This window comes from Flexivirga oryzae (genome assembly GCF_014190805.1).
GTDB classification, from domain to species: domain Bacteria; phylum Actinomycetota; class Actinomycetes; order Actinomycetales; family Dermatophilaceae; genus Flexivirga; species Flexivirga oryzae.
The window spans coordinates 150,334-176,831 of sequence record NZ_JACHVQ010000006.1 but is presented as its reverse complement, the minus strand read 5'-3'; the positions used below and the strand labels follow the sequence as shown (position 1 = coordinate 176,831).

At 68.4% G+C, this 26,498-nt stretch carries 22 protein-coding genes; 16 read left to right on the top strand and 6 right to left on the bottom strand.

The window, feature by feature from the left end; all coding sequences use genetic code 11:
* Positions 1-172: 172 nt before the first annotated feature.
* Genes FHU39_RS23290 through FHU39_RS23280 form a run of 3 tightly spaced genes read left to right on the top strand, consistent with a single transcriptional unit; the run spans position 173 to position 3,593 of the window.
* On the top strand, positions 173-1,015 hold the full coding sequence (locus FHU39_RS23290; protein ID WP_183321058.1) for a MerR family transcriptional regulator: 843 nt from the start codon (positions 173-175) through the stop codon (positions 1,013-1,015).
* Complete coding sequence (locus FHU39_RS23285) at positions 1,012-1,995, top strand: ABC transporter ATP-binding protein (protein WP_183321057.1); 984 nt, start codon at positions 1,012-1,014, stop codon at positions 1,993-1,995. The genes FHU39_RS23290 and FHU39_RS23285 overlap by 4 nt, the downstream gene beginning before the upstream one ends.
* Positions 1,992-3,593 carry a hypothetical protein gene (locus FHU39_RS23280; RefSeq protein WP_183321056.1) on the top strand — a complete coding sequence of 534 codons (1,602 nt, stop codon included), beginning with the start codon at positions 1,992-1,994 and terminating at the stop codon, positions 3,591-3,593. Before FHU39_RS23285 ends, FHU39_RS23280 begins: the two co-directional genes overlap by 4 nt.
* A 43-nt stretch (positions 3,594-3,636) precedes the next feature.
* On the opposite strand, the gene FHU39_RS23275 is transcribed toward FHU39_RS23280, so the two are convergent.
* On the bottom strand, positions 3,637-5,427 hold the full coding sequence (locus FHU39_RS23275) for an IlvD/Edd family dehydratase (protein WP_183323104.1): 1,791 nt from the start codon (positions 5,425-5,427) through the stop codon (positions 3,637-3,639).
* 56 nt (positions 5,428-5,483) lie between these two features.
* Here FHU39_RS23275 and FHU39_RS23270 point away from each other — a divergent pair, with 56 nt between their 5' ends.
* Positions 5,484-6,575 carry an IS630 family transposase gene (locus tag FHU39_RS23270; RefSeq protein WP_183318503.1) on the top strand — a complete coding sequence of 364 codons (1,092 nt, stop codon included), beginning with the start codon at positions 5,484-5,486 and terminating at the stop codon, positions 6,573-6,575.
* A gap of 14 nt (positions 6,576-6,589) precedes the next feature.
* Here FHU39_RS23270 and FHU39_RS23265 read toward each other — a convergent pair whose 3' ends face one another.
* Positions 6,590-6,961, bottom strand: a complete 372-nt coding sequence (locus tag FHU39_RS23265) for a DUF488 domain-containing protein (protein ID WP_183323103.1) — start codon at positions 6,959-6,961, stop codon at positions 6,590-6,592.
* Between the two features lie 96 nt (positions 6,962-7,057).
* Here FHU39_RS23265 and FHU39_RS23260 point away from each other — a divergent pair, with 96 nt between their 5' ends.
* From FHU39_RS23260 to FHU39_RS23245, 4 genes are read left to right on the top strand one after another with little or no spacing between them, the layout of a single operon-like run.
* A complete protein-coding gene (locus FHU39_RS23260; RefSeq protein WP_343066096.1) occupies positions 7,058-8,095 on the top strand; it encodes a Dyp-type peroxidase in 1,038 nt (345 codons plus the stop codon).
* Between the two features lie 4 nt (positions 8,096-8,099).
* The gene (locus FHU39_RS23255) at positions 8,100-8,900 is read left to right on the top strand and encodes a family 1 encapsulin nanocompartment shell protein (RefSeq protein WP_183323102.1); all 801 of its coding nucleotides are present in this window, start codon (positions 8,100-8,102) and stop codon (positions 8,898-8,900) included.
* Positions 8,901-8,946: 46 nt separating this feature from the next.
* Positions 8,947-9,429, top strand: coding sequence for a PH domain-containing protein (locus FHU39_RS23250; RefSeq protein ID WP_183323101.1), 483 nt, complete (start codon positions 8,947-8,949; stop codon positions 9,427-9,429).
* Positions 9,426-10,997: a PH domain-containing protein gene (locus FHU39_RS23245; RefSeq protein ID WP_183323100.1), complete on the top strand. Its 1,572-nt coding sequence runs from the start codon at positions 9,426-9,428 to the stop codon at positions 10,995-10,997. The genes FHU39_RS23250 and FHU39_RS23245 overlap by 4 nt, the downstream gene beginning before the upstream one ends.
* A 166-nt stretch (positions 10,998-11,163) precedes the next feature.
* Here the strand turns inward: FHU39_RS23245 and FHU39_RS23240 are convergent, their stop codons facing one another.
* On the bottom strand, positions 11,164-12,819 hold the full coding sequence (locus tag FHU39_RS23240; RefSeq protein ID WP_183323099.1) for a phospholipid carrier-dependent glycosyltransferase: 1,656 nt from the start codon (positions 12,817-12,819) through the stop codon (positions 11,164-11,166).
* A 189-nt stretch (positions 12,820-13,008) separates the two neighbouring features.
* Here FHU39_RS23240 and rsmI point away from each other — a divergent pair, with 189 nt between their 5' ends.
* Both rsmI and FHU39_RS23230 read left to right on the top strand, forming a co-directional pair.
* A complete protein-coding gene (gene rsmI, locus FHU39_RS23235; RefSeq protein WP_183323098.1) occupies positions 13,009-13,839 on the top strand; it encodes a 16S rRNA (cytidine(1402)-2'-O)-methyltransferase in 831 nt (276 codons plus the stop codon).
* Positions 13,814-15,256, top strand: coding sequence for a DUF2079 domain-containing protein (locus tag FHU39_RS23230; RefSeq protein ID WP_183323097.1), 1,443 nt, complete (start codon positions 13,814-13,816; stop codon positions 15,254-15,256). The genes rsmI and FHU39_RS23230 overlap by 26 nt, the downstream gene beginning before the upstream one ends.
* A gap of 18 nt (positions 15,257-15,274) precedes the next feature.
* Here FHU39_RS23230 and FHU39_RS23225 read toward each other — a convergent pair whose 3' ends face one another.
* A complete protein-coding gene (locus FHU39_RS23225) occupies positions 15,275-15,835 on the bottom strand; it encodes a MarR family winged helix-turn-helix transcriptional regulator (protein ID WP_183323096.1) in 561 nt (186 codons plus the stop codon).
* 41 nt (positions 15,836-15,876) lie between these two features.
* Here FHU39_RS23225 and FHU39_RS23220 point away from each other — a divergent pair, with 41 nt between their 5' ends.
* The gene (locus FHU39_RS23220; RefSeq protein ID WP_246336865.1) at positions 15,877-16,311 is read left to right on the top strand and encodes an SRPBCC family protein; all 435 of its coding nucleotides are present in this window, start codon (positions 15,877-15,879) and stop codon (positions 16,309-16,311) included.
* A gap of 10 nt (positions 16,312-16,321) precedes the next feature.
* Here FHU39_RS23220 and FHU39_RS23215 read toward each other — a convergent pair whose 3' ends face one another.
* Both FHU39_RS23215 and FHU39_RS23210 read right to left on the bottom strand, forming a co-directional pair.
* Positions 16,322-16,687, bottom strand: a complete 366-nt coding sequence (locus tag FHU39_RS23215; RefSeq protein WP_183323095.1) for a DUF3592 domain-containing protein — start codon at positions 16,685-16,687, stop codon at positions 16,322-16,324.
* A complete protein-coding gene (locus tag FHU39_RS23210; RefSeq protein WP_183323094.1) occupies positions 16,668-17,267 on the bottom strand; it encodes a DUF4126 domain-containing protein in 600 nt (199 codons plus the stop codon). The genes FHU39_RS23215 and FHU39_RS23210 overlap by 20 nt, the downstream gene beginning before the upstream one ends.
* Positions 17,268-17,381: 114 nt before the next feature.
* Between FHU39_RS23210 and metG the strand changes: the two genes are divergently transcribed.
* From metG to FHU39_RS23185, 5 genes are all read left to right on the top strand, one after another.
* A complete protein-coding gene (metG, locus tag FHU39_RS23205; RefSeq protein ID WP_183323093.1) occupies positions 17,382-19,166 on the top strand; it encodes a methionine--tRNA ligase in 1,785 nt (594 codons plus the stop codon).
* 76 nt (positions 19,167-19,242) lie between these two features.
* Positions 19,243-20,136 carry a TatD family hydrolase gene (locus FHU39_RS23200; RefSeq protein ID WP_183323092.1) on the top strand — a complete coding sequence of 298 codons (894 nt, stop codon included), beginning with the start codon at positions 19,243-19,245 and terminating at the stop codon, positions 20,134-20,136.
* Between the two features lie 283 nt (positions 20,137-20,419).
* A complete protein-coding gene (locus FHU39_RS24855; protein WP_281379841.1) occupies positions 20,420-21,268 on the top strand; it encodes a resuscitation-promoting factor in 849 nt (282 codons plus the stop codon).
* A gap of 250 nt (positions 21,269-21,518) precedes the next feature.
* Positions 21,519-22,820 (top strand): MFS transporter, encoded by a 1,302-nt coding sequence (locus FHU39_RS23190; RefSeq protein ID WP_183323090.1) that lies wholly within the window; start codon positions 21,519-21,521, stop codon positions 22,818-22,820.
* Positions 22,817-26,497: a nitrate reductase subunit alpha gene (locus tag FHU39_RS23185; RefSeq protein ID WP_183323089.1), complete on the top strand. Its 3,681-nt coding sequence runs from the start codon at positions 22,817-22,819 to the stop codon at positions 26,495-26,497. The genes FHU39_RS23190 and FHU39_RS23185 overlap by 4 nt, the downstream gene beginning before the upstream one ends.
* The last annotated feature ends 1 nt before the right edge of the window (position 26,498 follow it).

Here is a 26,498-nt window from a genome sequence, read left to right as displayed (position 1 = left end):
ACCCCAGCGCTCGACGTCTCCCAGGTAGTGCCACAACCGCTGAGCGTTCGCGGTGGAGGGCTCGCTGATCTCCATCATGTATCAAACGATACATACGCACTGGATGCCGAGCGACCGGAATTGCGCCGTCGGTGCTTGACTGTGACGTTACGTCACAGTCAATGATCGAAGCATGCGAGTCAAAGAGCTGGCGGATCTGGCCGGCACTACCGTGCGGACCATCCGCTACTACCACCAGATCGGGTTGCTGCCGGTGCCCGAGCGGATCGGCGGGGTCCGCGACTACGGCATGGTGCAGCTGGCGCGGCTGGTCCGGATCCGCTGGCTGGTCGGCTCCGGGGTGCCGCTCGTCTCGGTGCGAGCGATGATCGAGGAGTCCGGTGACGACCCGGACGAACGCAACGCGATCCGCACCGACCTCGCGGTGACACTCGCCGGGGTGGATGAGCGCATCGGCGAACTGGGCCGGCAGCGACAGCAACTGGTCAACCTGCTGCGTACGACGGGGGAGGGCGGGCCGGTGTCCCCGATGCCGCGGGCGGTGCACGAGATGTACGACCGGCTGCTCGCCCGGGCCGGTGATCCCGAGGTGGCCGCGCTCATCGCAGCCGAACGGCAGGTGGTCGAATTCGCCTGCTACCGCACGGAGCTGCCGTCCATGATCACCGACCTCGCGGAGCATCTCACCGACGAGCAACTTGATCTGATCCTTCCGCTCTTCATCGAGTTCCGGGATCTCAGCCGGTCCGTCGACACGTTGCCCGAGGCCGAACGGCTCCGCCGGGTCGAGGAGATGGCCGAGCACTCCGTCGACTTCCTGGCAGCACTGGACCTCACACCGGGTCAGGTGCGCGGCATGCTGGAGCAGGCGTCGCAGAGCTCGGGCGAGTACGTCGGCTATGCGACCACGCAGCTCTTCCCCGAGGACCTGCAGAAGTCCTTCATGCACGAACTGGAGAGCGGGCTGCTCGAGCGCGGCCTGCTGCCGCCCGAGTCGAAAGGTGCCGTGTCATGACCACCCCGTCCACGAAGGCACGCGCCGTGGAGCAGTCGCCGACGACCAACCGAGTCATCGAGGTCGTCGGCCTCACCAAGACGTTCGGCAGGTTCCGGGCGATCGACGGTCTCGACCTGGCCGTGTCCCGCGGCACCGTGCACGGATTCCTCGGGCCGAACGGCGCCGGCAAGACCACGACCATCCGGGTGCTGCTCGGCCTCTACGGGCGGGATGCCGGGGTCGTGCGCGTGCTCGGCCGTGACCCCGCCACTGACAGCGCGACCGTCAACCGTCAGGTGTCGTATGTCGCCGGCGAGGTCGCACTGTGGCCCACGCTCACCGGGCGGCAGGCACTGGACGCGCTGGCCGGACTGCGGCGGTCCGCCGGCGGCGACTACGACGACCAGCGCGAGAGCGCCTTGATCGAGGCGTTCGCACTCGACACCAGCAAACGGATCCGTAAGTATTCCAAGGGAAACCGGCAGAAGGTCATGCTGGTGGCCGCCTTCGCGGCGAACACCGAGCTGCTCATCCTCGACGAGCCGACGTCCGGCCTCGACCCCTTGATGGAGCGCACCTTCGGCGAGTGTGTGGAGCAGGCGACCTCGCAAGGACGCACCGTCCTGCTGTCCAGCCACATCCTGGGCGAGGTCGAGCAGCTGTGCGACGCGGTGACGATCATCAAGGACGGCCGGCTGGTCGAGACCGGCCAGCTGTCCCAGATGCGGCACCTCGCGGCGTCCACGATCAGTGCGGTGCTGTCGGGGGACGTCGCCGACCGGGTCGTCGACGAGGTCCAGGACGTGCTCGGCACTAGAGTCGAGGTCGCCCGTAAGCCGTTGTCGGACGGCAAGATCCGCGTGGAGGCCAGCGTCCCGCAGGAGGCTGTCGACCGGGTGTTGCAGGTGCTCCTGGTGGCACACCCGACCGATGTGCGGTGCACACCGGCCAGCCTGGAGGACCTCTTCCTGCGGCACTACAAGGTGGCGGCGAGATGAGCGCGGCGCACGGAACCGGCCCGGCCCGGGTCGCCCTGCGGACCCACCGTCGGCGCATCCTCGCCTGGACGCTGCCGTTGCTCGGGCTCCTCGCGGTGGTGGCACCGTCATACGCCTCGACCTACCCGAAGCTCTCCCAACGCCAGCACCTCATCGAGAGTCTGGGCGACAACGCGGCGACCCGGCTGCTCTACGGTCCGCTGCCGGACCCGGGCACCATCGGGCAGCTCGCGGCGTGGGAGATGGGCACCTACCTGATCATCGCATCGTCGATCATGGCGCTGCTGCTTGGTGTGAGTTTTGTTCGTGGTGCCGAGGATTCGGGTGTCGCCGAGCTCTTGCAGGCCAGCGGTCACGACGGGCGCGACCGGTTGCGGGGTGGGCTGACTGCCGTCGCGGTCGTCGCCGTCGGCTTCGGTCTCGCGGTCGCCGCTGTCGGTGTGGCCGAGCTCCCGATCGTCGACGAGCTGACCTGGCAGGGCGCCGTCGGGCTCGGTGCCGTGACGGCATGCTGCAGTCTCTGCTTCGGGCTGATCGGTCTGGCCGCCGGGGAGTCGGCGGACAGCACCGGGCTTGCCAAACTGCTCGGATTTCTCGCGCTGGCAGTGGCTTTCGCACTCCGTGCGGTGGCCAACGTGCACGGCGTCACCGCGCTTCGCTGGGTCAGTCCGCTCGGCTGGAAGGACGTCGAGGCGCCATACACCGATGACCGGTGGTGGAGCCTGCTCGTGTTCGCCGCGCTCTGCGGAGCGGTCGGCGCAGGTGTGTGGCTGATCGGGCGCGGCCGGGAGTACGCGACCGCGCCGCTGCACGACCGGGCAACCAGCGACGACCGCCTGCAGGTGCGCTCCGCGCTCGCGTTGACCTGGCACCTGGAGCGCGGACGCTGGCTGAGCTGGACCGCGGTCTGCGCCGCACTCGCCGCGTTGTTCGGTGGGATGAGTGGCAGTCTTGTCCAACTACTGCAACGGGATTCGTCGACCGCCAAGCTGATGAGCGACCTGACCGGCGAGCACCGACTCGACGCTGCGTTCTTCTCCTTCGCCGGGGTGCTGCTGGCCCTGCTGGCCGGCTGTTACGCGGTGCTGACGGTGCTGGGCAGCGGCACCGACGAGGCCGACGGTCTGCTCGAGGACGTGCTGACCTGTGGCGTGGCACGGCGGACACCGCTCGTGGTGCGCGCGGTGGTGGCGGTGCTCGGGTCGCTCGCGATGCTGGCGGTGGTCGGCGGCATCGGCGCGCTGGTGACGATGACCCAACTGGACGACGCCGCCGCAGGACGCAACTTCGCCTACACCGTCGGCCAGTGGCCGGCGGTCCTGGCGCTCACCGGTGTCGGTGTGCTCCTGGTCGGTGCGCGCCGCACCGTTGCGGTCGCGACCTGGATCCCGGTCGCCGGCTCCGCGGTGCTCGTCCTGATGGGCTCGGTGCTGCACGCGCCGCGCTGGCTGCAGGTCAGCGCCGTCTTCTCGCACGTGCCCGACTACGCGGACGGAAACGGACCGAGCACAGGGGTTTTCGTGCTGCTCCTGTGCTTCCTCGTGTGCGTTCCGCTGGGTGTCGTATGGCGCTCCCGGCGCGACCTGATCCCCGACTGACCCAGCACGGTCCGGCGGTGCCGCCGGCTCACCGGCGCATCCCTCAGTGACTGTGCCGGGGCAGGCCGCGGCGTTGGGCGATGCGTTGGAACTCGACGGCGTCCTCGATCACCATGCCGGTGTCCATCTGACCGACCCCGGCACGGTGCAGTTGCTGCCACGGTGTCTGGGACTCCGGCATCGGGTAGCCACCGGACTCGTCCAACGCCGTTCGCCTGCACGCGATCTCGGCGTCGTCGAGCAGCAGGTCGACACGCCCCCGTCGCAGGTCGACGCGGATCGGGTCACCGGTCCGCAGGACCGCCAGGTTGCCGCCGGCCGCGGCCTCGGGGGAGGCATTGAGGATCGACGGCGACCCGGAGGTGCCGGACTGGCGCCCGTCACCCACGCACGGCAGCGACTCGATGCCGGCGTGCAGCAACGCGGCCGGCGGCTGCATGTTGACCACTTCCGCCGCGCCCGGGTAACCGATCGGTCCGGCACCCCGCATGAACAGGATGCTGTGCTCGTCGATGCCCGGCTCGGTCTCGATCCGCCGGTGGTAGTCCTCCGGCCCGTCGAAGACCACCGCGCGTCCCTCGAACGCGTCCGGGTCGTCCGGGTCCGAGAGGTAACGGTCGCGGAACGCGTCGTCGATGACGGAGGTCTTCATGATCGCGGCGTCGAAGATGTTCCCGGTCATGACCGCGAAACCCGCGTGTTCCTTGAGCGGTTCGTCGATCGGTCGGATGACCGCGGGATCGGCGATGGTGGCGTCCCGGCAGTTGTCGCCGATGGTTGCGCCGCTCACCGTCAGCGCGTCCTGCCGGATCCTCCCGGCACGCATCAGCTGGTTGACCACCGCGGGCACGCCGCCGGCCCGGTAGAAGTCCTCGCCGAGGTACTCGCCCGCCGGTTGCAGGTTGACCAGTAGCGGCAGGTCCCGCCCGTGCTCCTCCCAGTCGGCCAGCGACAACTCGACACCCATGTGCCGCGCGACGGCCTGCAGGTGGATGGGTGCGTTGGTCGACCCGCCGATCGCGGAGTTGACGGCGATCGCGTTGAGGAACGCGTCGCGGGTGAGGATGTCCGAGGGCAGCACGTTGTCCCGCACCAACTCGACGATCCGCGATCCGGTCTCGTAGGCGAATTGCGCGCGCTGCCGGTACGCCGCCGGGATGGCGGCCCCTCCGGGCAGTTCCATACCGAGCGCCTCGGTCAGCGAGTTCATCGTCGACGCGGTGCCCATGGTGTTGCAGAAACCCACCGAATTCGTCGACGACGCAACGAGTTCGAGGAACTGCGCGTGGTCGATCTCGCCGGTTGCGAGCAGCTCACGCGCCTTCCAGATGATGGTGCCGGAGCCGGTGCGCTTGCCGTCATACCAGCCGTTGAGCATCGGGCCCACGGACAACGCGATCGCCGGGATGTTGACGGTGGCGGCCGCCATCAGCTGCGCGGGGGTCGTCTTGTCGCAGCCGATGGTGAGCACGACCCCGTCGATCGGGTAGCCGTAGAGCAACTCGACCAGGCCGAGATAGGCGAGGTTGCGGTCCAGCGCGGCACCCGGTCGCTTGCCGGTCTCCTGGATCGGGTGCGTCGGGAACTCCAGCGGCACGCCACCGGCCGCGATGATCCCGTCGCGGACCCGCCCGGCCAGCGTCAAGTGGTGGCGGTTGCAGGGGGACAGGTCCGACCCGCTCTGCGCGATGCCGATGATCGGCTTGCCGGATCGCAGTTCGTCGAGTGTCATGCCGTAGTTGAGGTAACGCTCCAGGTAGATCGCGGTCATGCCCGGGTCGCTGGGATCGTCGAACCAGGCGCGGGACCGCAGGCGGTGCTCCTCGGTGCTCATAACCGGAACCTAGTGTCGTCCGCCGTAAATTCATTGAATAATTGGTATGATGGGGTATGCCTTCTGCGGGTCGTCCAAAAGTGTTGTTGGAATTGACGATTGGCGAGCGTGAGCAGTTGGGTCGGTGGGCTCGACGGCGGAAGTCGTCGCAGGCGTTGGCGTTACGGTCGCGGATCGTGTTGGAGTGCGCGGACGGGCACACGAACAAGGTGGTCGCGGCCCGGTTGGGGATCAGTCAGCCGACGGTGGGTAAGTGGCGGTCCCGGTTCGTTGAGCACCGCTTGGACGGGCTGGTTGATGAGCCTCGGCCGGGTCGGCCGGCGACGATCACGCCCGAGCAGGTCGAGGACGTGCTGGTCGCGACGTTGGAGTCGACACCGGAGCACGCGACGCACTGGTCGCGGACGAAGATGGCTGAGAAGTCGGGGCTGTCACCCTCGACGATCGGGCGGATCTGGAAAGCGTTCGGGCTGCAACCGCACCGGGCCGACGGGTTCAAACTGTCCAATGACCCGTTGTTCGTGGAGAAGGTCTACGACATCGTCGGCCTGTACCTGGACCCGCCCGAATCCGCCGTTGTTCTCAGCGTCGATGAGAAGAGTCAGGTGCAGGCGTTGGCGCGGTCTCAACCCGCGTTCCCGATGATGCCGGGCATGCCCGAACGCCGTACTCACGACTACGTGCGGCATGGCACCACCACCTTGTTCGCCGCGATGAACGTGGCCGACGGCACCCTCATCTCCGCGACGCACCGCCGCCATCGGGCCACCGAGTTCAAGAAGTTCCTGGCCACGATCGACCAGAACGTGCCCGCCGGGTTGGACGTGCACGTCATCTGCGACAACTACGGCACCCACAAGCACCCGACCATCAAGAAGTGGTTGACCGCTCACCCCCGCTTTCAGATGCACTTCACCCCGACCTACTCCTCGTGGATCAATCAGGTCGAAAGACTGTTCGCCGAAGTCACCCGCGACCTACTGCAACGCTCCGACCACCGCAGCGTGCAAGCCCTGGAGAAAGACCTACGCGAGTGGGCGAAGGCCTGGAACAAGAACCCGAAGCCATTCATCTGGACCAAAACCGCCGAGGAGATCCTCGCCTCACTCGGAAGGTTTCTTCAACGAATTAAGGACGGAGGACACTAGTGGGACCCGGGGCGCTACGAGCCGGACTTGCCCTGAATGAGCTCGGCGAGCACGGTCGCCTCGCTGATGTCACTGCGCTTGGCGGCGGTGATCAGGGTCAGCCGGCCGGCCGCGGCGTCCCGGCGGAGTTGGTCCAGTGCTTCCGCCCGCTCCGGATCCTGCAGTTCGTGCCGGTAACGCTGCGCGAACTCGCCGAACTTGGCCGGGTCGTGCGCATACCACTTGCGCAGCTCGGTGGACGGGGACACCTGTTTGCACCAGTCGTCCAGGTGCGCCTTGTCCTTGGAGAGCCCCCGCGGCCAGAGCCGGTCGACCAGCACGCGCTTGCCGTCGGAGGACTCGGGCGCGTCATACGCCCTGCGGACCTGGACCTGGGGAGTCGGCATACCCCCATCATGCTCCGACTCGCACGCACCGGGCCGAAGTGGTGACCGGCTGTGCCAGACTCGGAAGCGTCCGCACCGACGACGAAGGAGGGCCCCGTGACGGCCAGCGTGCAACCGCAGTCGATCCTGCAGCCGCCGGCGCGCGCGGCGATGTTCCTGGTCCTCACCGTGCGCGACGGTGCCGAGTCGGAGGCCGTCGACCTGCTCGCCGACCTGCCGGGGCTGATCCGTTCGGTGCGGTTCCGCCGCCCGGAGGACAACCTCACCTGCGTGGCCGGCATCGGCGCGAAGGCGTGGGACCGGATGTATGACGTGCCGCGGCCCGCCTCCCTGCACGTTCTCGAGGAGATCGTGGGGGACAAGCACACGGCGGTGTCCACCCCCGGTGATCTGCTGTTCCACCTGCGCGCGGAGCGGATGGATCTGTGTTTCGAGCTGGCGCGCCAGTTGATGATCCGGTTGGCCGATACCGCCGACGTCGTCGACGAGGTGCACGGGTTCCGCTACTTCGACGACCGGGACCTGCTCGGGTTCGTCGACGGCACCGAGAACCCGGAGGGAAACGCCGCGGCCGCAGCGGTTTTCGTCCATGACGAGGATCCGTCATACACCGGCAGCAGCTACGTGATCGTGCAGAAGTACCTGCACGACCTCACCTCGTGGAACGCCATCTCGGTGCGCGAGCAGGAGCTCGTCATCGGCCGCACCAAACTGGACGACATCGAGTTGCCGGACGCCGACAAGCCGAGCAACTCGCACGTCGAGCTCAACACGATCGTCGACGACGACGGCGTCGAGCACGACATCATCCGCGACAACATGGCGTTCGGGGAGGTCGGCAGCGACGAATTCGGCACGTACTTCATCGGATACGCCGCCGACCCCGGCGTGATCGAGCAGATGCTGCGCAACATGTTCGTGGGCAAGCCGCCGGGTAACCACGACCGGATCCTCGACTTCTCCACCGCGGTGACCGGCAACCTCTTCTTCGTGCCGACCGCCGACTTCCTCGAAGACGGGCCACCGGAGACCGCGGCGGATGACGACCCGGCACCGACGACATCCACCACCGAGCAGGACACCGGCTCGCTGCAGATCGGCAGCCTGCGCGGAACCGACCAGAACGAGAGGTAGAACCGTGAACAATCTGCACAGGGAACTCGCCCCGATCTCCGACGCCGCCTGGGGCGAGATCGAGGAAGAGGCGCGGCGCTCCTTCTCCATCCGTGCCGCGGCACGACGCATCGTCGACATGCCGGACGCAGGCGGCACCACGCTGGCGGCGGTCGGCACCGGCCACTTCCACGAGTTGAAGCCGCCGTCGGACGACGTGGTCGCCAAGGGTCGCGACGTGCGTCCGGTCGTGGAGTTCCGGGCCCGTTTCACCGTCAACCGGACCGAGGTGGACAACGTCGAGCGTGGCGCCCAGGACTCCGACTGGCAGCCCGTCAAGGATGCTGCCGCGGCGCTCGCCTACGCCGAAGACCGCACTGTCTTCTACGGATCCACCGATGAGCAGATCGCCGGAATGGCCCCGGAGAGCACGAACCCGAAGATCAAGCTGCCCAAGGACGTCACCCAGGCGCCGGCCGCTGTCGCGTCCGCGATCAACGCCCTGCGGCTGGCTGATGTGGCGGGTCCCTACCACCTGCTGCTCTCCCCGGAGCTGTACACCGCCGTGTCCGAGACCACCGACCACGGCTACCCGGTCCGCGACCACGTCGCCCGGCTCCTTGGCGACGGCCAGATCATCTGGGCTCCGGCACTCGACGGGGCGCTGCTGGTCACCGGACGCGGCGGCGACTACACCCTGCAGCTCGGCCAGGACGTCTCGATCGGCTACCTGTCCCACGACGCCGACACGGTCGAGCTCTACCTGCAGGAGTCGCTGACCTTCCTGGTCAACACCGCCGAGGCGTGCGTGTCACTCTCGTCCTGACCGCGCAACTGCGCGTGCCCCACCCTCCGCATGAGAGGGTCGGGTCATGGAGCTGCGACCACCGGCACAATTGGTGTCCACCCGCGCCCGCACCCTGTGGGCCGTGCAAGGTGTCGTCCTGACCGTGATCCTGCTCGCGGTGGGCATCGTCGCGTTGGTGCTGGCCGACCCCTCCGGCGTGTGGATCGCACTCGGGATCATCGTCATCGCAGTCGTTTTCGTCGTCGACGCCGTCGTGATGCCGAGGCTGCGCTATCGGATCCACCGCTGGGAGGTCACCGACGACGCCGTCTACACCCAACGCGGGTTGATCACGGTCGAGCAGCGCATCGCCCCGATCTCCCGGGTGCAGACCGTCGACACCGAGCGGGGCGCCCTGTCACGCCTGTTCGGCCTCAGTACCGTCACGGTCACCACCGCCTCCGCGAAGGGGGAGCTGCGGATCGAAGGCCTCGACCGGGACGTCGCCGCGCGGATCGTGCACGACCTGACCGTGGTGACCGCCGCCAGCGAAGGTGACGCGACGTGAACGGTGACGGCGAGAACCAGGTCCGCGAGGAGCGGCAGGCCCTCGCCCAGGACGGTTTCCCGACCGATGACGCGTGGCGGCGGCTGAGCCCGAAGATGTTGCTGATCCACCCGGTCAAGGAAGTGATCCGCTTCCTGCCCGCGCTCATCGCCGTGGTGATCGCCGGTTCCAGCGGCGGGCAGAACTGGTGGGGTCTGGTCGGCGCCGGTGTCGCGGTGGGTATGGGTCTGCTGCGCTGGTTCACGACCAGCTACCGCTTCACCGCCGAGCAGGTCCAGTTGCGATCCGGGCTGATCAACACCACCACCGTGGCCGCCCCCATGGACAGGGTGCGGTCGGTCGACGTCACCTCGTCGGTGCTGCACCGGATGCTCGGCCTCGCCGAAGTACGCATCGGCACCGGTGCCGGGGAGAAGCAGCTGCGGCTCAACGGCCTCACGACCGCGGAGGCGGCCGCGTTGCGCGGCGATCTGCTGCACCGTGCCCAGACGTCCGCTCCCGCCTCGCCCGACACCGGAACGACCGCGGCTTCCGGCGGGGCCGCCGTCGCGGACGGCGCCGCGGCGTCATACCAGCAGGAAACGGTTGTCTACCAACTGAATCCGTCATGGATCCGGTATGCGCCGTTCGGCCCGGCCGGTGTGGTCGCCGCGGCGGCCGTGCTCGGCATCGGCGCCCAGTTCCTCAACGAGTCCGGGCTGGGCTGGAGCAGGAGCGGCATCGTCAGGGGCACGGTCGACCGGCTGCAAGGTCTGGGGGTGCTGCTCGCCGTGCTGGCGGTGCTGGTCGTGGTGCTGGTGGTCGTCGTGGTGCTGGCACTGCTGGGTTATCTGCTGGCGTTCCACGGTTTTCGGCTCACGCGCGACGACACCGGCGGCACCTACCACGTCAGTCGCGGCCTGCTCACCACGCGCGCGACGTCGCTGGAGATCCGCCGGATGCGCGGCGTCGAGATCCATCGGGCGCTACCGCTGCGCTGGGTGGGCGGTGCCCGATTGACGGCGATCACGACCGGTGTGAAGGACGACGATCGCGGCATGAGTACCACGCTCGCGCCGCCGTCCCCGCTGCCGGTCGTGACCGGGACGGCCGGCGCCGTGCTCGGCGATGCCGCCGCCGAGGTGCCTCTGCAGCGGCACGGACCGCACGCCACCATGCGTCGCTACACCCGGGCGGTCGGTCCCGCCCTGGCGCTCGCGGCCGCGCTCGCGGCCGCCGCCGTCGTGTGGAGTCTTCCGGTGCTCGCTGTGTGCGGGGTGCTCGTGCTGGCCGCGGGGGTGGCGCTCGGCTGGAGTCGCGCGCGGTGGCTCGGGCACGCGGTCACCGACCGTTTCCTGGTGACCCGTGCCGGATCGATCGCGTTGTCGACCAACGTGATCGAGCGGCGAGGGGCGGTCGGGGTGACGGTGCGGCGATCGTTCTTCCAGCGCCGTGCCGGTGTCGCGACGGTCGGCCTGGCGACTGCCGCGGGCACGAAGGAGTACCCGGTGCTCGACGTGCCCCAGGAGCAGGTCGCCAAGCTCGCCGCGCAGATCCTGCCCGGGCACGTGGAGCAGTTCCTGCGTTGACGCCGCCTCCCACTTCACCGAGAGGCTCAGCAACGACCGACAGGCCCAGTAGATCGGGATGATCGGGCATGGATCGGGCCGGTTTTACTGAGCCGGTCGAGCGTTTGTGGGCCTCTCGGCGCGGGGGTGGGCGGGGTGGGCTACCCAACGTGTCAGGCCGCGCTCGTCATACCCAACTGGGCAGCCACATCCGCCACTGCCAATGGGTGTACGGGATGACCTGCGCGGTCCAGATCGGCCAGAAGAAGATGAACAGCCCCACGGTTACGATGGTGAAGCCGCCCACGGCGGCCTTGCCGATGAGCACCCGCTGCGCGCTCGCACCCGGTCGGGCGAGCACCAGGCCGAGCACGAAAACGCACGCCAGCACGATGTATGGCGCGAACGCTACCGAGTAGAACGTGAAGATCGTCCGGTCCTGGTAGAGGAACCACGGCAGCCAGCCGGCAGCGACGCCGACGAGGATCGCACCGGCCCGCCAGTCGCGGCGCAGCAGCCAGTAGAAGATCAGCACGGCGAGGGCGACCGTGCCGAGCCACCAGATGCTCACGGTGCCCAGCGAGGTGATCGCCTTGCTGCAGGCGGCGGCGCCGCAACCGCTCGTGGGCGACTCGTAGAAGAACGACGTCGGACGGGTCTGCAGCGTCCACGACCACGGGTTGGACATGTAGGGGTGGAACGACTTGATGTCCGACGCCGACTGGTACATCTGGATGTTGTATTCCCACAGGGACCGCATCCAGTCCGGCAGCCAGCCGAACAGCGAGCTGTCCGGCTGGAAACCGGAGTTCTGCACGGCGGGGTAGAGCTCGGCCCAATCCCGGTCGTAGGCGTTGTTGCTCGCGATCCAGCCGAACCAGCTGGCCAGGTAGACCCCGAGCGACACCAGCAGCACGTTGACGCAGGCGGGCAGGGCGTCCTTGACGAAGGTCGCCGACCAGTAGCGCCGCACGCCGATCGCCCGGCGGGCGCCGAGGTCCCAGAAGCAGGTCATCAGGCCGAAGGCGGCGAGGAAGTACAGACCGGACCACTTGGTGGCGATGTCCAGGCCGATGCACACACCGGCCACCCACCGCCACGGCCGCCAGCCCAGCCAGGGGCCGGCCAGCGACCGCTTCTCCCAGGTGCCCGCGCCCTGCAGGGCGGCCACCTTGTCGGCCAGGATCCGCCGGGTCCGGTCACGGTCGGCCAGCAGCGCCGTGAACGCCGCCAGTGCCCAGAACATCACCATGATGTCGAGGATCGACGTCCGTGACATCACGAACTCGCTGCCCTCGAAACACAACAGGATCGACGCCAGGGTGGCCAGCACCGGCGACCGGAACAGGTGCCAGGCGGCACGACCCACCAGGTAGATGCCGAGCGTGCCGAACAGGGCGACCGCGAAGCGCCACCCGAAGGAGGAGTCGATGCCGAACAGCTTCTCGCCGAACCCGATGAACCACTTGCCGATCGGCGGGTGGACGACGAAGTCGGCGTTGGTGCCGTAGACGTGCGGGTCACCCATGGTGAACAGCCCGTCCGGGTTGTTCGTGATCAGCGTCGATTTGTCCTGCTTGTGCTCGAAGCCGTACAGCAGCATCGACCAGCCCTCTTTGACGTAATACGTCTCGTCGAAGACCAGCTGGTGCGGGCGGCCGAGGTTCCAGAAGCGGATGATGCCGCCGAGCACGGTGACGATCGCGGGCCCGAGGAAGGCCCACAGCTTCGCCTCCGCGGTGCGGGGTGCCCCGAGCAGCCGGCGGCGCAGGATCGCGCGGCGATCGGCCGGTGGGTCACCGGCGGTGCTGTCGTCGGTTTCCCGTGCCAACGTGACCGTCACGCGCTCGTCCCCTTTCCCGCTGCCGGTGCTACGCCCCTGTCCGAAGTCGAAGGTTAACCGAGGAAGCTACGAGGCGGGGCATCGACAGGCGTTTCGCCATACCAGCGGCTTGCGGTCTGCAGAAGGTGCGGTATGGCGCACCTTCTGCTGGGCACAACTGCGCCGGTATGACGTGCAAGACTGCGCATCATGTCCGACGGTGTACTGGTGCTGGCTGCGACGCCCATCGGGGATCCCCGGGATGCGGCGCCGCGACTCGCCGCCGAACTGGCCACGGCCGACGTCGTCGCCGCCGAGGACACCCGGCGGCTGCGGCGCCTGCTGGACGAGCTGGGGGTGAGCACGCACGGCAGCGTGCTGAGCTATCACGAGCACAACGAGCGTGCCCGCACCCCCGAACTGCTGGATCGGCTGCGCGGCGGGGCCCGCGTCGTCCTGGTCACCGACGCCGGTATGCCGTCCGTCTCCGACCCCGGGTACCGCCTCACCAACGCGTGCGTCGAGGCCGGTGTGCGTGTCACCTGCGTCCCCGGCCCGTCCGCGGTGCTGATGGCGCTCGCGGTGTCCGGGTTGCCGACCGACCGGTTCTGCTTCGAGGGCTTCCTGCCCCGCAAACCCGGCGAACGGGCGCGCCGGCTGGCCGGGCTCGCGGCGGAGCACCGCACGATGGTGTTCTTCGAGGCTCCGCACCGGCTGGCCGAGATGCTGGAGGCGATGGCGGAGGCGTTCGGGCCGGACCGGGTCGCCGCCGTCTGCCGGGAGCTGACCAAGACCTACGAGGAGGTCCGCCGGGACGGTCTCGCCGCGCTCGCGCAGTGGGCGGTCGAGGGCGCCCGGGGCGAGATCACCGTGGTCGTCGGCGGTGCACCGGCGGTCATCGCGTCGGTGGAGGACGTGCTGCCCGGCATACAGCGGCGGGTGGCGGCGGGGGAGCGGCTGAAGGCCGTGTGCGCCGAGGTCGCCGAGCAGACCGGGCTGTCCAAGAAGGCGTTGTATGACGCTGCCGTCGCCGCGCGCTGACTCTCGGCGACGGCCGGCGTGGAGTTGGGGCATCGGCGCGGCCGTCGCCGCCACGGTGTTCTACGCGATCCTCGCGCTCGGCCGGTGGAACGCCGGCGACAGCGCCGACTACGACCTCGGGATCTTCGCGCAGGGCGCCGACGCCTGGTCGCGGGGGCACTGGCCGGTGTCGCACATCCGGGGGCTGTCGCTGCTGGGCGATCACTTCAGTCCGCTGCTCGCGACCTGGGGTGTCGTATGGCGGATCTGGCCGACCCCGCCCGCGCTGCTGGTCACCCAGTCGGTGCTGCTCGGCGCCGCCCTCGGGGTGATCGTCGGCTACGCGCGGTGGCGTGCGGGGTGGCGGGTCGCACTGCTGATCGCGGCCGTCGGCATCTTCTCGCGTGCCGTATTGACCACCGCGATGTTCGACGTGCACGAGGTCGCCTACGCCGCCGTCGCGCTGGCGGTGCTGTGCATCGCGCTGCTGCAGCACCGGTTCTCACTCGCGGTGGTGGCATCAGTCTGGCTGGTGCTGACCAAGGAGGACCTCGGGCTGACGGTCTTCGCCGCGGGCGTCGCCTGGTGGTGGATGTACCGCGGCGAGGGGTGGCGCCGGCCGCTGCTCCTCGCCGGCATCGGGGTTGCCGGCGTGCTCGTCGCGATGCTGGTCCTCGGGGCGTTCGCGCCCGGCAGCGGCACCGGCTATCTCGCCTACTTCGGCATCGGCACCAGCAACAAGCTGCCGGTCCCCGAGGATCACAGCCTCAGCCCGCAACGCCTGCTGCCCGTGCTGATGTATGTCGTGCTCGCCCTCGTCATCGGCGTGCGCTCCAAGCTGACCGTGCTCGCCATACCCACCCTGGTATGGCGTGGCGTGTCGTCCAACATCCACTACTGGGCGCTGGACTTCCACTACGACGTCATCCTGTGGCCGATCGGCCTACTGGCCTTCGTCGACGTGGTCACCCGCGCTGGTCGAGTAGCCGGGGGGAGCGAAGCGGAGGAGAGCGTATCGAGACCGAGCCTTCGCAGCTGGGAGAAGGCAGCCGTCGGCGTCGCGGTGCTCGCCGGGTTCGCGCTCGCGGTCTCCGAGATGGCCGACCGGTCGGTCGCGCCGGCGTCGCTGTTCCGCACCGCACCGGTGGTGACCGACATCCGCACCCTGGCCGCGGATCACCTGCCGAAGGGTGCGCGGGTCGCCACGCAGGCGGACGTCGGCGCCTACCTGGTGCCGTCCTACGACGCCTACTCGCTGCGCACCGACCAGCGTCCGAGCGTCGACTACGTGATGTTCACCGGCAAACCGAAGTGGCTCTACCAGGTGCCGCAGTGCGCCAAGGACAAGCTGGTGCGCGATGCCGCGCAGGTATGGCGCCGCGGCGCCGTCACCCTGGTGAAGCTGCCGCACCGGCAGCGCGTCACGCCCACCTGCTGACGACCGCGGCCCCGGCTGTCACGATCCCGCCAGCCGCGCGGCCGTGGTCTGCGCAGGACACCTTCCGTCGCCGCGTCCGCACGAGGCGAAGTCGCAGGTGCGGCACCACCACGCCGGCGAGTCGCCCTCCGCGCGACGGGCGAAGCGCTCGCCCACCCGGCTCTCGACCAGGCGCGCGAGGAGTCGTTCCAGGGTCGCCGCCTCCGCGGCGTCGAGCCCGTCGGTCGCCTGCCGTATGACGGCCAGCTGCGCGCGGCGTGCACCGGCCGCCTGCCGGCGCCCGCGTGCCGTGAGTACCACCTCGACCCGCCGGCGGTCCGCGCCCGGCCTGCGCTCGGCATACCCCGCATCCTCCAACTGGCTGACCAACCGCACCGCTCCCGAGTGGGTGAGGTCCAGCACCTCGGCGAGTTTGCCCACATGGCAGCCGCCGAGGAACTCCTCGAGGGCCAGAAGCGCTTGGATCGCGCGGCCGGTCAATCCACCCGACCTCTCCATGGCGGCCGTCGTGTCCTCGGCGAGATTCAGCGTCAACGCGGCCAGCAGGTTGTCCAGTCGGGGATGCGCTGCGGTCGTCATACCGGCTATTGTATGACTCACTCATATATTTGATGAGGGAGATGAGCGCAATGCGCGGCGAGATCGCCACAGCCGAGACAACCGTCCACGCTGGTCGCGACGAGGTGTGGGCGGCACTGACCGACCCGGATCGGATCGCCGCCTACAGCGGCGGCGCGCGCGTGACCACCAGCTGGCGGGTCGGCGACCCGATCATCTGGAGCGGCGAATACAACGGGCACGCCTTCGAGGATCACGGCGAGGTGCTGGTGTATGACGTGCCGCACGTCCTGTCCGTCACCCACTACAGCCCGCTGATGGGCCAGGACGACCGACCGGAGAACTACCACACGCTCGTCTACACCCTCAGCGCCGACGGTGAGGACACGCGGCTGTCGCTGGTTCAGGACAACTGCACGGACGCAGCCCAGGCGCAGCAGTTCGGCGCCAACTGGCAGGCCACGCTGGACGGCCTCAAGGAGCAGGTCGAGCAGTAGGCGACCCGTGTCAGCGCTGCCCGCAGAGCGGATCCTCGGGCAGCCGGATCGAGGCATCGGTCGGGTCACTCGGGGCGTAGCACACCCAGGCGACCCTGCCCTGCGCGCGGAAGGCATTGGCGTTCACCGGTGCGGTGACCTGGTGCGACTTCCCGTCGACGGTGTAGCGGACGGTGAGATCGGTCTCGCCGCCCGTGGCCGTCCCCTGTTCCAGGACAGCGGCGGGCGCCATACCCGGGCGGGCGGGGCCGCTCGATCCGCGGCCGTTCCACCACTGCAGCGCGAGGAGCACGGCGGCCACGAGCACGACGACGGCCAGCACCTTCTCCCACCAGGTGCCGAGGAATGCCGGGCGTTCAGGTGACGTCCTCGGCATACCTCCTCCTTCGGGCGAACGACCGCATGCGCCGGGCGAACTTCCACAGCACCCAGCCACCGATGATGAGCACCACGATCACCAGCAGCGGCAGGAAGATCGCGATCAGCGACAGCCCGAATGACGATACGTCCTCGATGGTGGAGACGATCGGGGCACCCAGCCCGGCGGAGCCGAGGTTGACCGCCGGCCGGGCGGTGGACTTGCCGGCGTGCACGATGCCGGCGATCACGATCCCGCCGATCAGCCCGATCCAGGTGTGCTCGCGCATGAAGGACGAGTCGTCCAGCGAGCTGGCGGACTGGGTTGCAGCCGCGATGATGCCACCGGAGGCCGGTCGGATGACGGTGCCGGCGATGTCGTTGATGCTGTCGACCACCGGGATCTTGTCGAGGACGAGTTCGCTGATCAGCAGCACCGCGCCGATGCCGAGCGCCCACCAGGACTCGATCCACTGCCATTCGCCCGGCAGATTGATGACGTCGGTGAACCGCGCGAGCAGCCCGACGATGAGGAACGGGATGTAGGCGTTGAGTCCTGCGGCGGCCGACAGCCCCGCACCGGTCAGCACTGCGAACATCCGACACCTCCCTGCTGGTCTCGCAGGATCGTGTCAGCCGGAGCGGTCCGGCGCAACGACCGCGGGGAGAACTGCCGCGACTTCGACGGACCGCCCCACCTAGGATTGCTGACCATGAAGGTTCTGTCCGCTGTTGCCTGGCCCTACACGAACGGGCCACGTCATATTGGCCACGTCGCCGGATTCGGCGTCCCCGCAGACGTTTTCAGCCGTTACATGCGTATGGCGGGCCACGACGTGCTGATGGTCAGCGGCACCGACGAGCACGGCACACCGATCCTGGTCCTCGCCGACCAGGAAGGTGTCAGCGTCCAGGAGATCGTCGACAAGTACAACGCCGTCATCGCCCAGGACCTCACCGACCTCGGCCTGTCCTACGACCTGTTCACCCGCACGACGACCCGCAACCACTACCAGGTCGTGCAGAACCTGTTCACCCAGATCCGCGCCAACGGCTACATGATCGAGCAGACGACCACGACGGCGATCAGTCCGTCGACCGGACGCACCCTGCCCGATCGCTACCTGGAGGGCACCTGCCCGATCTGTGGTTTCCCGGAGGCACGCGGTGACCAGTGCGACAACTGCGGCAACCAGTTGGACCCGTCCGACCTGATCAACCCGCGGTCCAAGGTCAACGGTGAGGTGCCGGAGTTCGTCGAGACGCAGCACTTCTTCCTGGACCTGCCGGCGCTCGCGGACGCGTTGCAGCGTTGGCTGGACGAGGTCGACACGGCCGGCACCTGGCGCCCGGGCGTGATCAATTTCGCCAAGGGGCTGGCCAAGGACATGCACCCGCGTGCCATGACCCGGGACATCGACTGGGGCATCCCGATCCCGGTCGAGGGCTGGGACGCCAAGCGGTTCTACGTGTGGTTCGACGCCGTGATCGGCTACCTGTCGGCCGCGATCGAGTGGGCGCGCCGGCTGGGCGAACCGGACCGCTGGCGGGAGTGGTGGAACGACCCGGAGGCCGTCTCCTACTACTTCCAGGGCAAGGACAACATCACCTTCCACGCGCAGATCTGGCCGGCCGAGCTGCTGGGCTACATGGGCCGGGGCGACAAGGGCGGCGAGCCGGGGGAGTACGGCGAGCTCAACCTGCCGACCGAGGTCGTCGCGTCCGGTTTCCTCAACTATGCGGGCGGGCAGTTCTCCACCTCGCGCGGCAACGTCATCTACGTGCAGGACATGGTCGCGCGGTATGGCGCGGACGCGTTGCGCTACTTCATCTGCGCGGCCGGCCCGGAGACCCAGGACAGCGACTTCACCTGGCCCGAGTTCGTCACCCGCAACAACAACGAACTCGTCGCCGGCTGGGGCAACCTGGTCAACCGCACGGCGTCGATGATCGCCAAGAACTTCGGCGAGGTCCCGGCGCCGGGTGCGCTGGAGCCGGTCGACGAGGCGCTGCTGTCGGCGGTGCGCGGCGGGTTCGAGACGGTCGGTGGGCTGCTGGAGACGCAGCGGCAGAAGGCAGCCTTGGCCGAGGTCATGCGGCTGGTGCGGCTGGCCAACAAGTACGTCACCGACACCGAGCCGTTCCGGCTCAAGGGCGATGACCAGCGCGAGCGGCTCGGGACGGTGCTGCACACGCTCTCGCAGGCGATCACCGATCTCAACACGATGATGGCGCCGTTCCTGCCGCACAGCTCCAACGAGGTCGCCCGGGTCTTCGGCGGCACCGGCGAGTTCATGCCGATGCCGCGCCTGGAGCAGGTGCGCGACCTGGACGACGACACCCGGGCGTATCCGATCATCACCGGCGAATACTCAGGCACTCCGCGCTGGGAGTCACGGCCGGTGCAGGTGGGTGTCCCGGTCGCGAAACCGACGCCGATCTTCGCCAAGCTCGACGAGATCGACCCGGAGGATCCGTTCGGCCGCGGCGTTGCGTGAGCGATTGACCGGCATACCGATGCATTGACCGGCGTACGAAAATGCGGCGAATCCGTATGCCGCTCAATGCAGAGGTATGCCGCTCGATGAGAGAAGGAGGACCGGTGTGAGCAAGGGGCATCAGCAGGGCCGGAGCGACGGGCCGCCGCCGGCGCCGCAGCCGTTGCCGATCGCCGTCGTCGACAACCACACCCACCTGGACATCGCGCGCGACGGCCACCCGGCTCCCGATGTCGAGGTCGCGCTCTCGCAGGCGGCCGCCGTCGGTGTCGACCGGGTGGTGCAGATCGGCTGCGACCTATCGGGCGCCCGCTTCACCGTTGAGCAGGTCGCGCAGCATCCGCGGATGCTGGGCGGTGTCGCCATACACCCCAACGAGGCCGCAAAGCTCGCCGCCACAGGCGAACTCGCCGCTGCGTGGGACGAGATCGAGCAGCTCGCGGCCCACCCCCGCATCCGGGTGATCGGCGAGACCGGTCTCGACTACTTCCGCACCGGCCCGGAAGGTGTGCAGGCGCAACACGATTCGTTCCGCTGGCACATCGACCTGGCAAAACGCACCGGCAAGGCGCTGCAGATCCACGACCGGGACGCGCACGACGACGTGCTCCGCATCCTCGCCGAGGAGGGTGCACCGGAAAGCACTGTCATGCACTGCTTCTCGGGCGACATCAACCTCGCACGCACCTGCGTCGAGAAGGGCTACCACCTGTCGTTCTCCGGCACAGTGACCTTCAAGAACGCCCGGGCGCTGCGCGACGCGCTCGCGATCGTGCCGCTGGACCGGCTGCTGGTCGAGACCGATGCGCCGTACCTCACGCCCGCTCCGTACCGGGGTGCGGTCAACTCGTCATACCTCGTCCCGATCACGGTGCGGGCGATGGCCGAAGTGCTCGCGATCGACGTGCCCACCCTGTGCGCCTCGCTCTCGGCGAACAGTGAGCGGGTCTACGGCTCCTGGACGGTATGACGAAGGTATGCCGGCAGGGTTCACCACCACTCACACCCGCCACACCCAACACAGGAAAAATTCAAGTGTGAGGTAGCTTTCGTTACCGAAATTTGACCTTTGCCCCGTTTGTGCGGCACTCTCGTGGAGTTCAACCCGAGAGCAGGCACCCCCGAATCGGTCGCGCACCCTGCGGCCGGGCGAGCCCGGCACCATGTCGCTCGCCTGCATCGCCTCGGCAATCACCCGGTTGTCGATGACGTGCGCCCCGCCGCTCGGAGGGAAGCACGACATCGGAGAACTCTTGACTTACCGCCTGACCAAGACCGCCGCAATCGCCGCCACCGCGGTAGCAGCCGGCCTCGGGATCACCGCCTGCGGCGGTGGCACCACGGCCGGCGCGCACAGTGCCTCGCTGGCGACCCGGACCAGCGCCACGGCGTCGGCCACGCCGAGCTCGTCGACCACGACGAAGACCCCGAAGGCCACACCCAGCAAGGCCAAGACGCACAAGGCCAAGGCGCACAAGAGCAAGGCGCCGGAGACCGCCACCGCACGCGCGACCGCCAAGAAGGTGTCCCGTGACGAGGTGCGTCCGACCGTGACGACCCGCTTCGTCACCGGCACCGCGACCGTTGCGTTCCAGACCGTGCGCAAGTACGACTCGACCCTCGCCTACGGCACCAGCCGCGTGCAGCGCGCCGGCGTCGCGGGCCTGGAGACCGTGACCTACCGCCAGCAACTGGTCGGCACCCGGGTCAGCACGAGCACCGTCGTCAAGCGCGTCGTCACCCGGCAGCCGGTCGACCAGATCCTGGTCATCGGCACCAAGAAGGCGACCCCGACGCCCACGCCGACCCCCACGCCCACCCCGACACCGACCGGTGGCGGCTCCTCGTCGGGCCTCGATCTGTCCCGTGCCGCCATGTGGGACCGCATCGCACAGTGCGAGTCCGGTGGCAACTGGCACATCAACACCGGCAACGGCTACTACGGCGGTCTGCAGTTCAGCTACAGCACCTGGTTGGCATACGGTGGCGGCAGCTTCGCCTCGCGTGCCGACCTGGCCACCCGCGAGCAGCAGATCACCATCGCCAACCACGTCTACAACGCGAGTGGGTTGAGCGCCTGGGGTTGCGCGGGCGCCGCCTGAGGCATCCTCGACACCTGACCAACGGCCGGGCCGCAGTCCTTCGGGACTGCGGCCCGGCTTCGTCGTGCCGGACGCCGTGGCTATCGGATGTGGCGAATCCTCAACTCGCAGTGCACTTTGCACCTAGTGTGGGAAGTGCGGAGTGGCACCCCTCGCGCCACCGATGCGTGGTTGCGTTGGCTTGTTACTACGTACGGTAGTAGTTTGTGATCGAAGGCTTCCGACACGGTTCGAGACGAGCGAGGGTCAGATGACTGCCACACCCGCGGCACAGAGCGTGCGCCCGCCCCGAGGTGGCCCATGGTTGCAACTGGTCGTGGCAACCATCGGTTTCGCGCTCAACTTCTGGGCCTGGGCCCTGATCAGTCCGCTCGGGCCGCTGTTCAGCCCGGACAAGACGGTCCTGAAGCCGGAGGCCTACGAGAAGCAGCTGAGCTTCCTGCCGTTCTCCGACGGGCAACCGCTGTCCGCCAGCCAGGCGAGCCTGATGGTGGCCGTCCCCGTGGTGGTCGGGTCGCTCGGTCGCGTCCCGGTCGGTGCGCTGACCGACAGGTTCGGTGGCCGGATCATGTTCCCGTTGGTCTCCGCGGTCACGATCGTGCCGGTGCTGGTCATCGGGCTGTGGGCGCAGAACTCCTACGCGGCCCTGCTCGTCTCGGGCATCTTCCTCGGCATCGGCGGCACCTCGTTCGCGGTGGGTGTGCCGTTCGTGAACGGCTGGTTCCCGCCGGAGAAGCGGGGTATGGCGACAGGCATCTTCGGCGCGGGGATGGGTGGCACCGCGATCAGTGCGCTCACCACGGTCAGCCTCTTCAAGGCACACGGGAAGTCCGTCCCGTTCGTGATCGTCGCCGTGGCTCTGGCGGTCTACGCGGTGATCGCGTGGCTGCTGATGGGCGACGCGCCGGGGCGCGTCATACCCACCACCCCGCTCGCGCAGCGACTCCTGGCCAACGCGAAACTGCCCATCACCTGGCAGAGCTGCGTGCTCTACTCCGTCGGTTTCGGCGGCTACGTCGCCTTTTCGGTGTTCCTGCCGCTCTACCTCACCAACGCCTACGCACTCACCGCCGCGGACGCGGCCAACAAGATGGCCGGCTTCGTCGTCATCGCGGTGATCATGCGCCCGGTCGGTGGCACGCTCGCCGACAAGCTCGGCTCGGTCCCGGTGCTCGCGACCTGCTTCACCTTCGTCGCGATCTGCGCCGCGATCGCCTCCGGTGAGCCGCCACTGCGCGGCTACGGCACGCCGGTCTTCCTCGTGATGGCCGCTGCACTGGGCGCGGCTTCCGGCGCGACGTTCGCGCTGATCGCCGAGGCCACCGACCCGGCGCGGGTCGGCGGCGTCACGGGATTGGTCGGAGCCGCAGGCGGACTCGGCGGTTTCGTGCCACCACTGGTGATGGCCTACATCTACAACGAGACCAAGTCGTACGCGATCGGGATGTGGTTGCTCGCCATCTGCGCCGCGCTCACCCTGGTGCTGACACTGACCGTCGTACGCCGCACCGCGCGCCACGAATCATCGATCCCGGAGGAGGTCCAAGCATGACTGCAGGACTGGACGACAGACTGACCGATGCGCTCGTCGGCACCCGCCGCTTCTTCACCCGGGCGCAGGTGTCGCCCGACCACCGGGCGATGTATGCCGAGGGCGGTCGCCAGGGCGACTCGTTCTACCGGGACCGCTGGAGTCACGACAAGGTCGTGCGCTCCACCCATGGCGTCAACTGCACCGGCTCCTGCTCCTGGAAGGTCTACGTCAAGGACGGGATCATCACCTGGGAGGCGCAGCAGACCGACTATCCGAGCACCGGGGCCGACAAGCCGGAGTACGAGCCGCGCGGCTGCCCCCGCGGCGCGGCGTTCAGTTGGTACACCTACTCGCCGACACGGGTGCGTTACCCCTACGTGCGAGCCGCGCTGCTGACGATGTTCCAGGAGGCGCGGGCGCAGTACGGCGACCCCGTGGTCGCGTGGGCGTCCATCGTGCAGGACCCCGAAAAGGCTTCTCGTTACAAGCAAGCACGTGGCAAAGGCGGCCTGGTGCGCGCGTCCTGGGCCGACGCCGTCGAGATGATCGCGGCTGCACACGTCTACACGATCAAGCGGTTCGGGCCCGACCGGATCGCCGGCTTCTCGCCGATCCCGGCGATGTCGCAGGTCAGCTACACCAGCGGGGCACGGTTCAACGAGCTGATCGGCGCACCGATGCTGAGCTTCTACGACTGGTATGCCGACCTGCCGGTGGCCAGCCCGCAGATCTTCGGCGACCAGACCGATGTGCCGGAGTCCGGCGACTGGTGGGACGCGGGTTACCTGATCATGTGGGGCACCAACGTGCCGTTGACCCGCACACCGGATGCCCACTGGATGACGGAGGCGCGCTACCGCGGTCAGAAGGTCGTCGTGATGAGCCCCGACTACGCGGAGAACGTCAAGTTCGCCGATGAGTGGCTGGCACCGGCACCCGGCACCGACGCGGCGCTCGCGATGGCGATGGGCCACGTCGTGCTCAAGGAGTTCTTCGTCGACCGGACGGTCGACTTCTTCGACGACTACGTCAAGCACTTCACCGACCTGCCGTTCCTGATCACCCTCGACCAGCAGGACGACGGCAGCTGGCTGCCCGGCAAGAACCTCGTGGCCGCCGACTTCGAAAACCCTGCGCGCACAAGCGAGAACGCGCTGTTCAAGCCGGTCGTCTTCGACGGCGCGACCAGCTCTCCGGCGGTCCCCAACGGCACCCTCGGGCACCGCTTCGGCGACGAAGGGGTCGGTAAGTGGAACCTCGATCTGGAGGGCCTGCAGCCCCAGCTGTCCTTCTGGTCCGAGGGCGCGGAGTCGGTCGCGGTGCGCCTGCCGCGCTTCGATGCACCCGACGGGCAGGCGGTCCTGGAGGAGCGCGGTGTGCCGGTCACCCGGATCGGCGATCACGTCGTCACCACGGTCTTCGACCTGATGCTCGCGCAGTACGGCGTCGGTCGGCCGGGTCTGCCCGGGAGCTGGCCGGAGGGGTATGACGACGCGCGGGCGCCATACACCCCCGCCTGGCAGGAGGAGATCACCTCCGTCCCGGCGGAGGCATGTGCGCGCATCGCTCGCGAGTTCGCGCGCAACTCCGTTGACACTGGCGGCCGTTCGATGATCCTGATGGGTGCCGGCACCAACCACTGGTACCACTCCGACCTGATCTACCGGGCCATGCTGATGCTCACGACGATCACCGGGTGCCAGGGGCGCAACGGTGGCGGCTGGGCGCACTACGTCGGCCAGGAGAAGGTCCGTCCGTTGATGGGCTTCCAGAACGCCGCGTTCGCGCTGGACTGGTCCCGTCCGCCGCGGCACATGAACCAGACCGCGTACTGGTACGTCAACACCAGCCAATACCGCTACGACACGTTCCTCGCCGACACCGTCGGCGCCGGGATGGGCGCGTTCCCGGAGCAGACCATCATGGACCTGCTGCTCAAATCCGCCCGATTGGGTTGGGCGCCAACCTATCCCACGTTCGACAAGAGCTCGATCGAGATCCCGGAGCTGGCGGCGGCGGACGGCGTGGACGTCAAGGACTGGGTGGTCGACAAGCTGCGGTCCGGCAAGCTGAAGTTCGCGCTCGAGGAGCCGGAGAACCCGGAGAACTACCCACGGGTGCTGACGCTGTGGCGGTCCAACCTGCTCGGATCCAGCGCGAAGGGCGACGAATACTTCCTCAAGCACCTGCTCGGCGCCGAGGGCGCCACCACCGCGAAGGAGGCCGCGCCGGAGCAGCGGCCGCGCGACATCGCGTGGGCCGACCAGGTCCAGGACGGCAAGCTCGACCTGCTGATGACGATCGACTTCCGGATGACCAGCTCGACGCTGTTCTCCGACATCGTGCTGCCCGCGGCGACGTGGTACGAGAAGCACGACATCAACACCACCGACATGCATCCCTTCATCCACTCGTTCAACCCGGCGATCAGCCCGCCCTGGCAGAGCAAGACCGACTGGGACGCGTGGAAGGAGATCGCAAAACGCTTCTCGGAGCTGGCCGTCGACCACCTGGGCACCCGCACGGACCTGGTTGCCAAACCGCTCTGGCACGACACCCCGGACGCGATGGCGACACCGCACGGTGTGGTGCGCGACTGGAAGCTGGGGGAGTGCGAGCCGATCCCGGGCAAAACCATGCCGGCGCTCATCCCGGTCGAACGCGACTACACCGCCGTCTACGACAAGCTCACGTCGGTGGGTCCGCTGCTGGACACGCTCGGCACCTCCTGCAAGGGCATCACGTATGACGTTTCGGCCGAGCTCGAGCTGATGCGGCACGAGCACGGAGTCGTGGCGACGGGGCCGGCCGCCGGTCGGCCACGGCTCGACACCGACGTCCACGTGGCGCAGATGATCATGACGTTGTCCGGCGCGACCAACGGGCACCTGGCCACCCAGGGGTTCCGGACCCAGGAGCAGCGCACCGGCCACCAGATGCACGACCTGGCGGCCGAAAGTGAGGGCAGGCGCATCACTTTCGCGGACACGCAGAAGGCACCGCAACCGGTGATCACCACCCCCGAGTGGTCCGGATCGGAGACCGGCGGCCGGCGGTACAGCCCGTTCACCGTCAACATCGAGCGGCTCAAACCGTTCCACACGCTGACCGGACGGCAGCACTTCTATCTCGACCACGACTGGATGCTGCGGATGGGGGAGGCGATGCCCACCTTCCGGCCGCCGCTCGACATGACCCGGCTCTTCGGTGAGGCGGAGATCGGCGCGACCGGCGAACTCGGTGTGTCGGTGCGCTATCTCACGCCGCACAACAAGTGGTCGATCCACTCCGAGTACCAGGACAACCTGTTCATGCTGTCGCTGTCCCGCGGTGGCCAGACGGTGTGGATCTCGGACAAGGACGCCGCCAAGGTCGGTATCGGCGACAACGACTGGGTGGAGATGGTCAACCGCAACGGTGTGGTCGCCTGCCGGGCGATCGTGTCGCACCGGATGCCGGAGGGCACGGTCTTCATGCACCACGCGCAGGACCGCCTGATCGACGTGCCGTTGACCCAGCGGGACAAGAAGCGCGGCGGCATCCACAACTCGATGACCCGCATCATGATGAAGCCGAGCCACCTGATCGGCGGCTACGCGCAGCTGTCCTACTTCTTCAACTACATCGGCCCCACCGGCAGCAACCGCGACGAGGTCACGATGATCCGCAAGCGCACGACGCCCGTGGAATACTAGA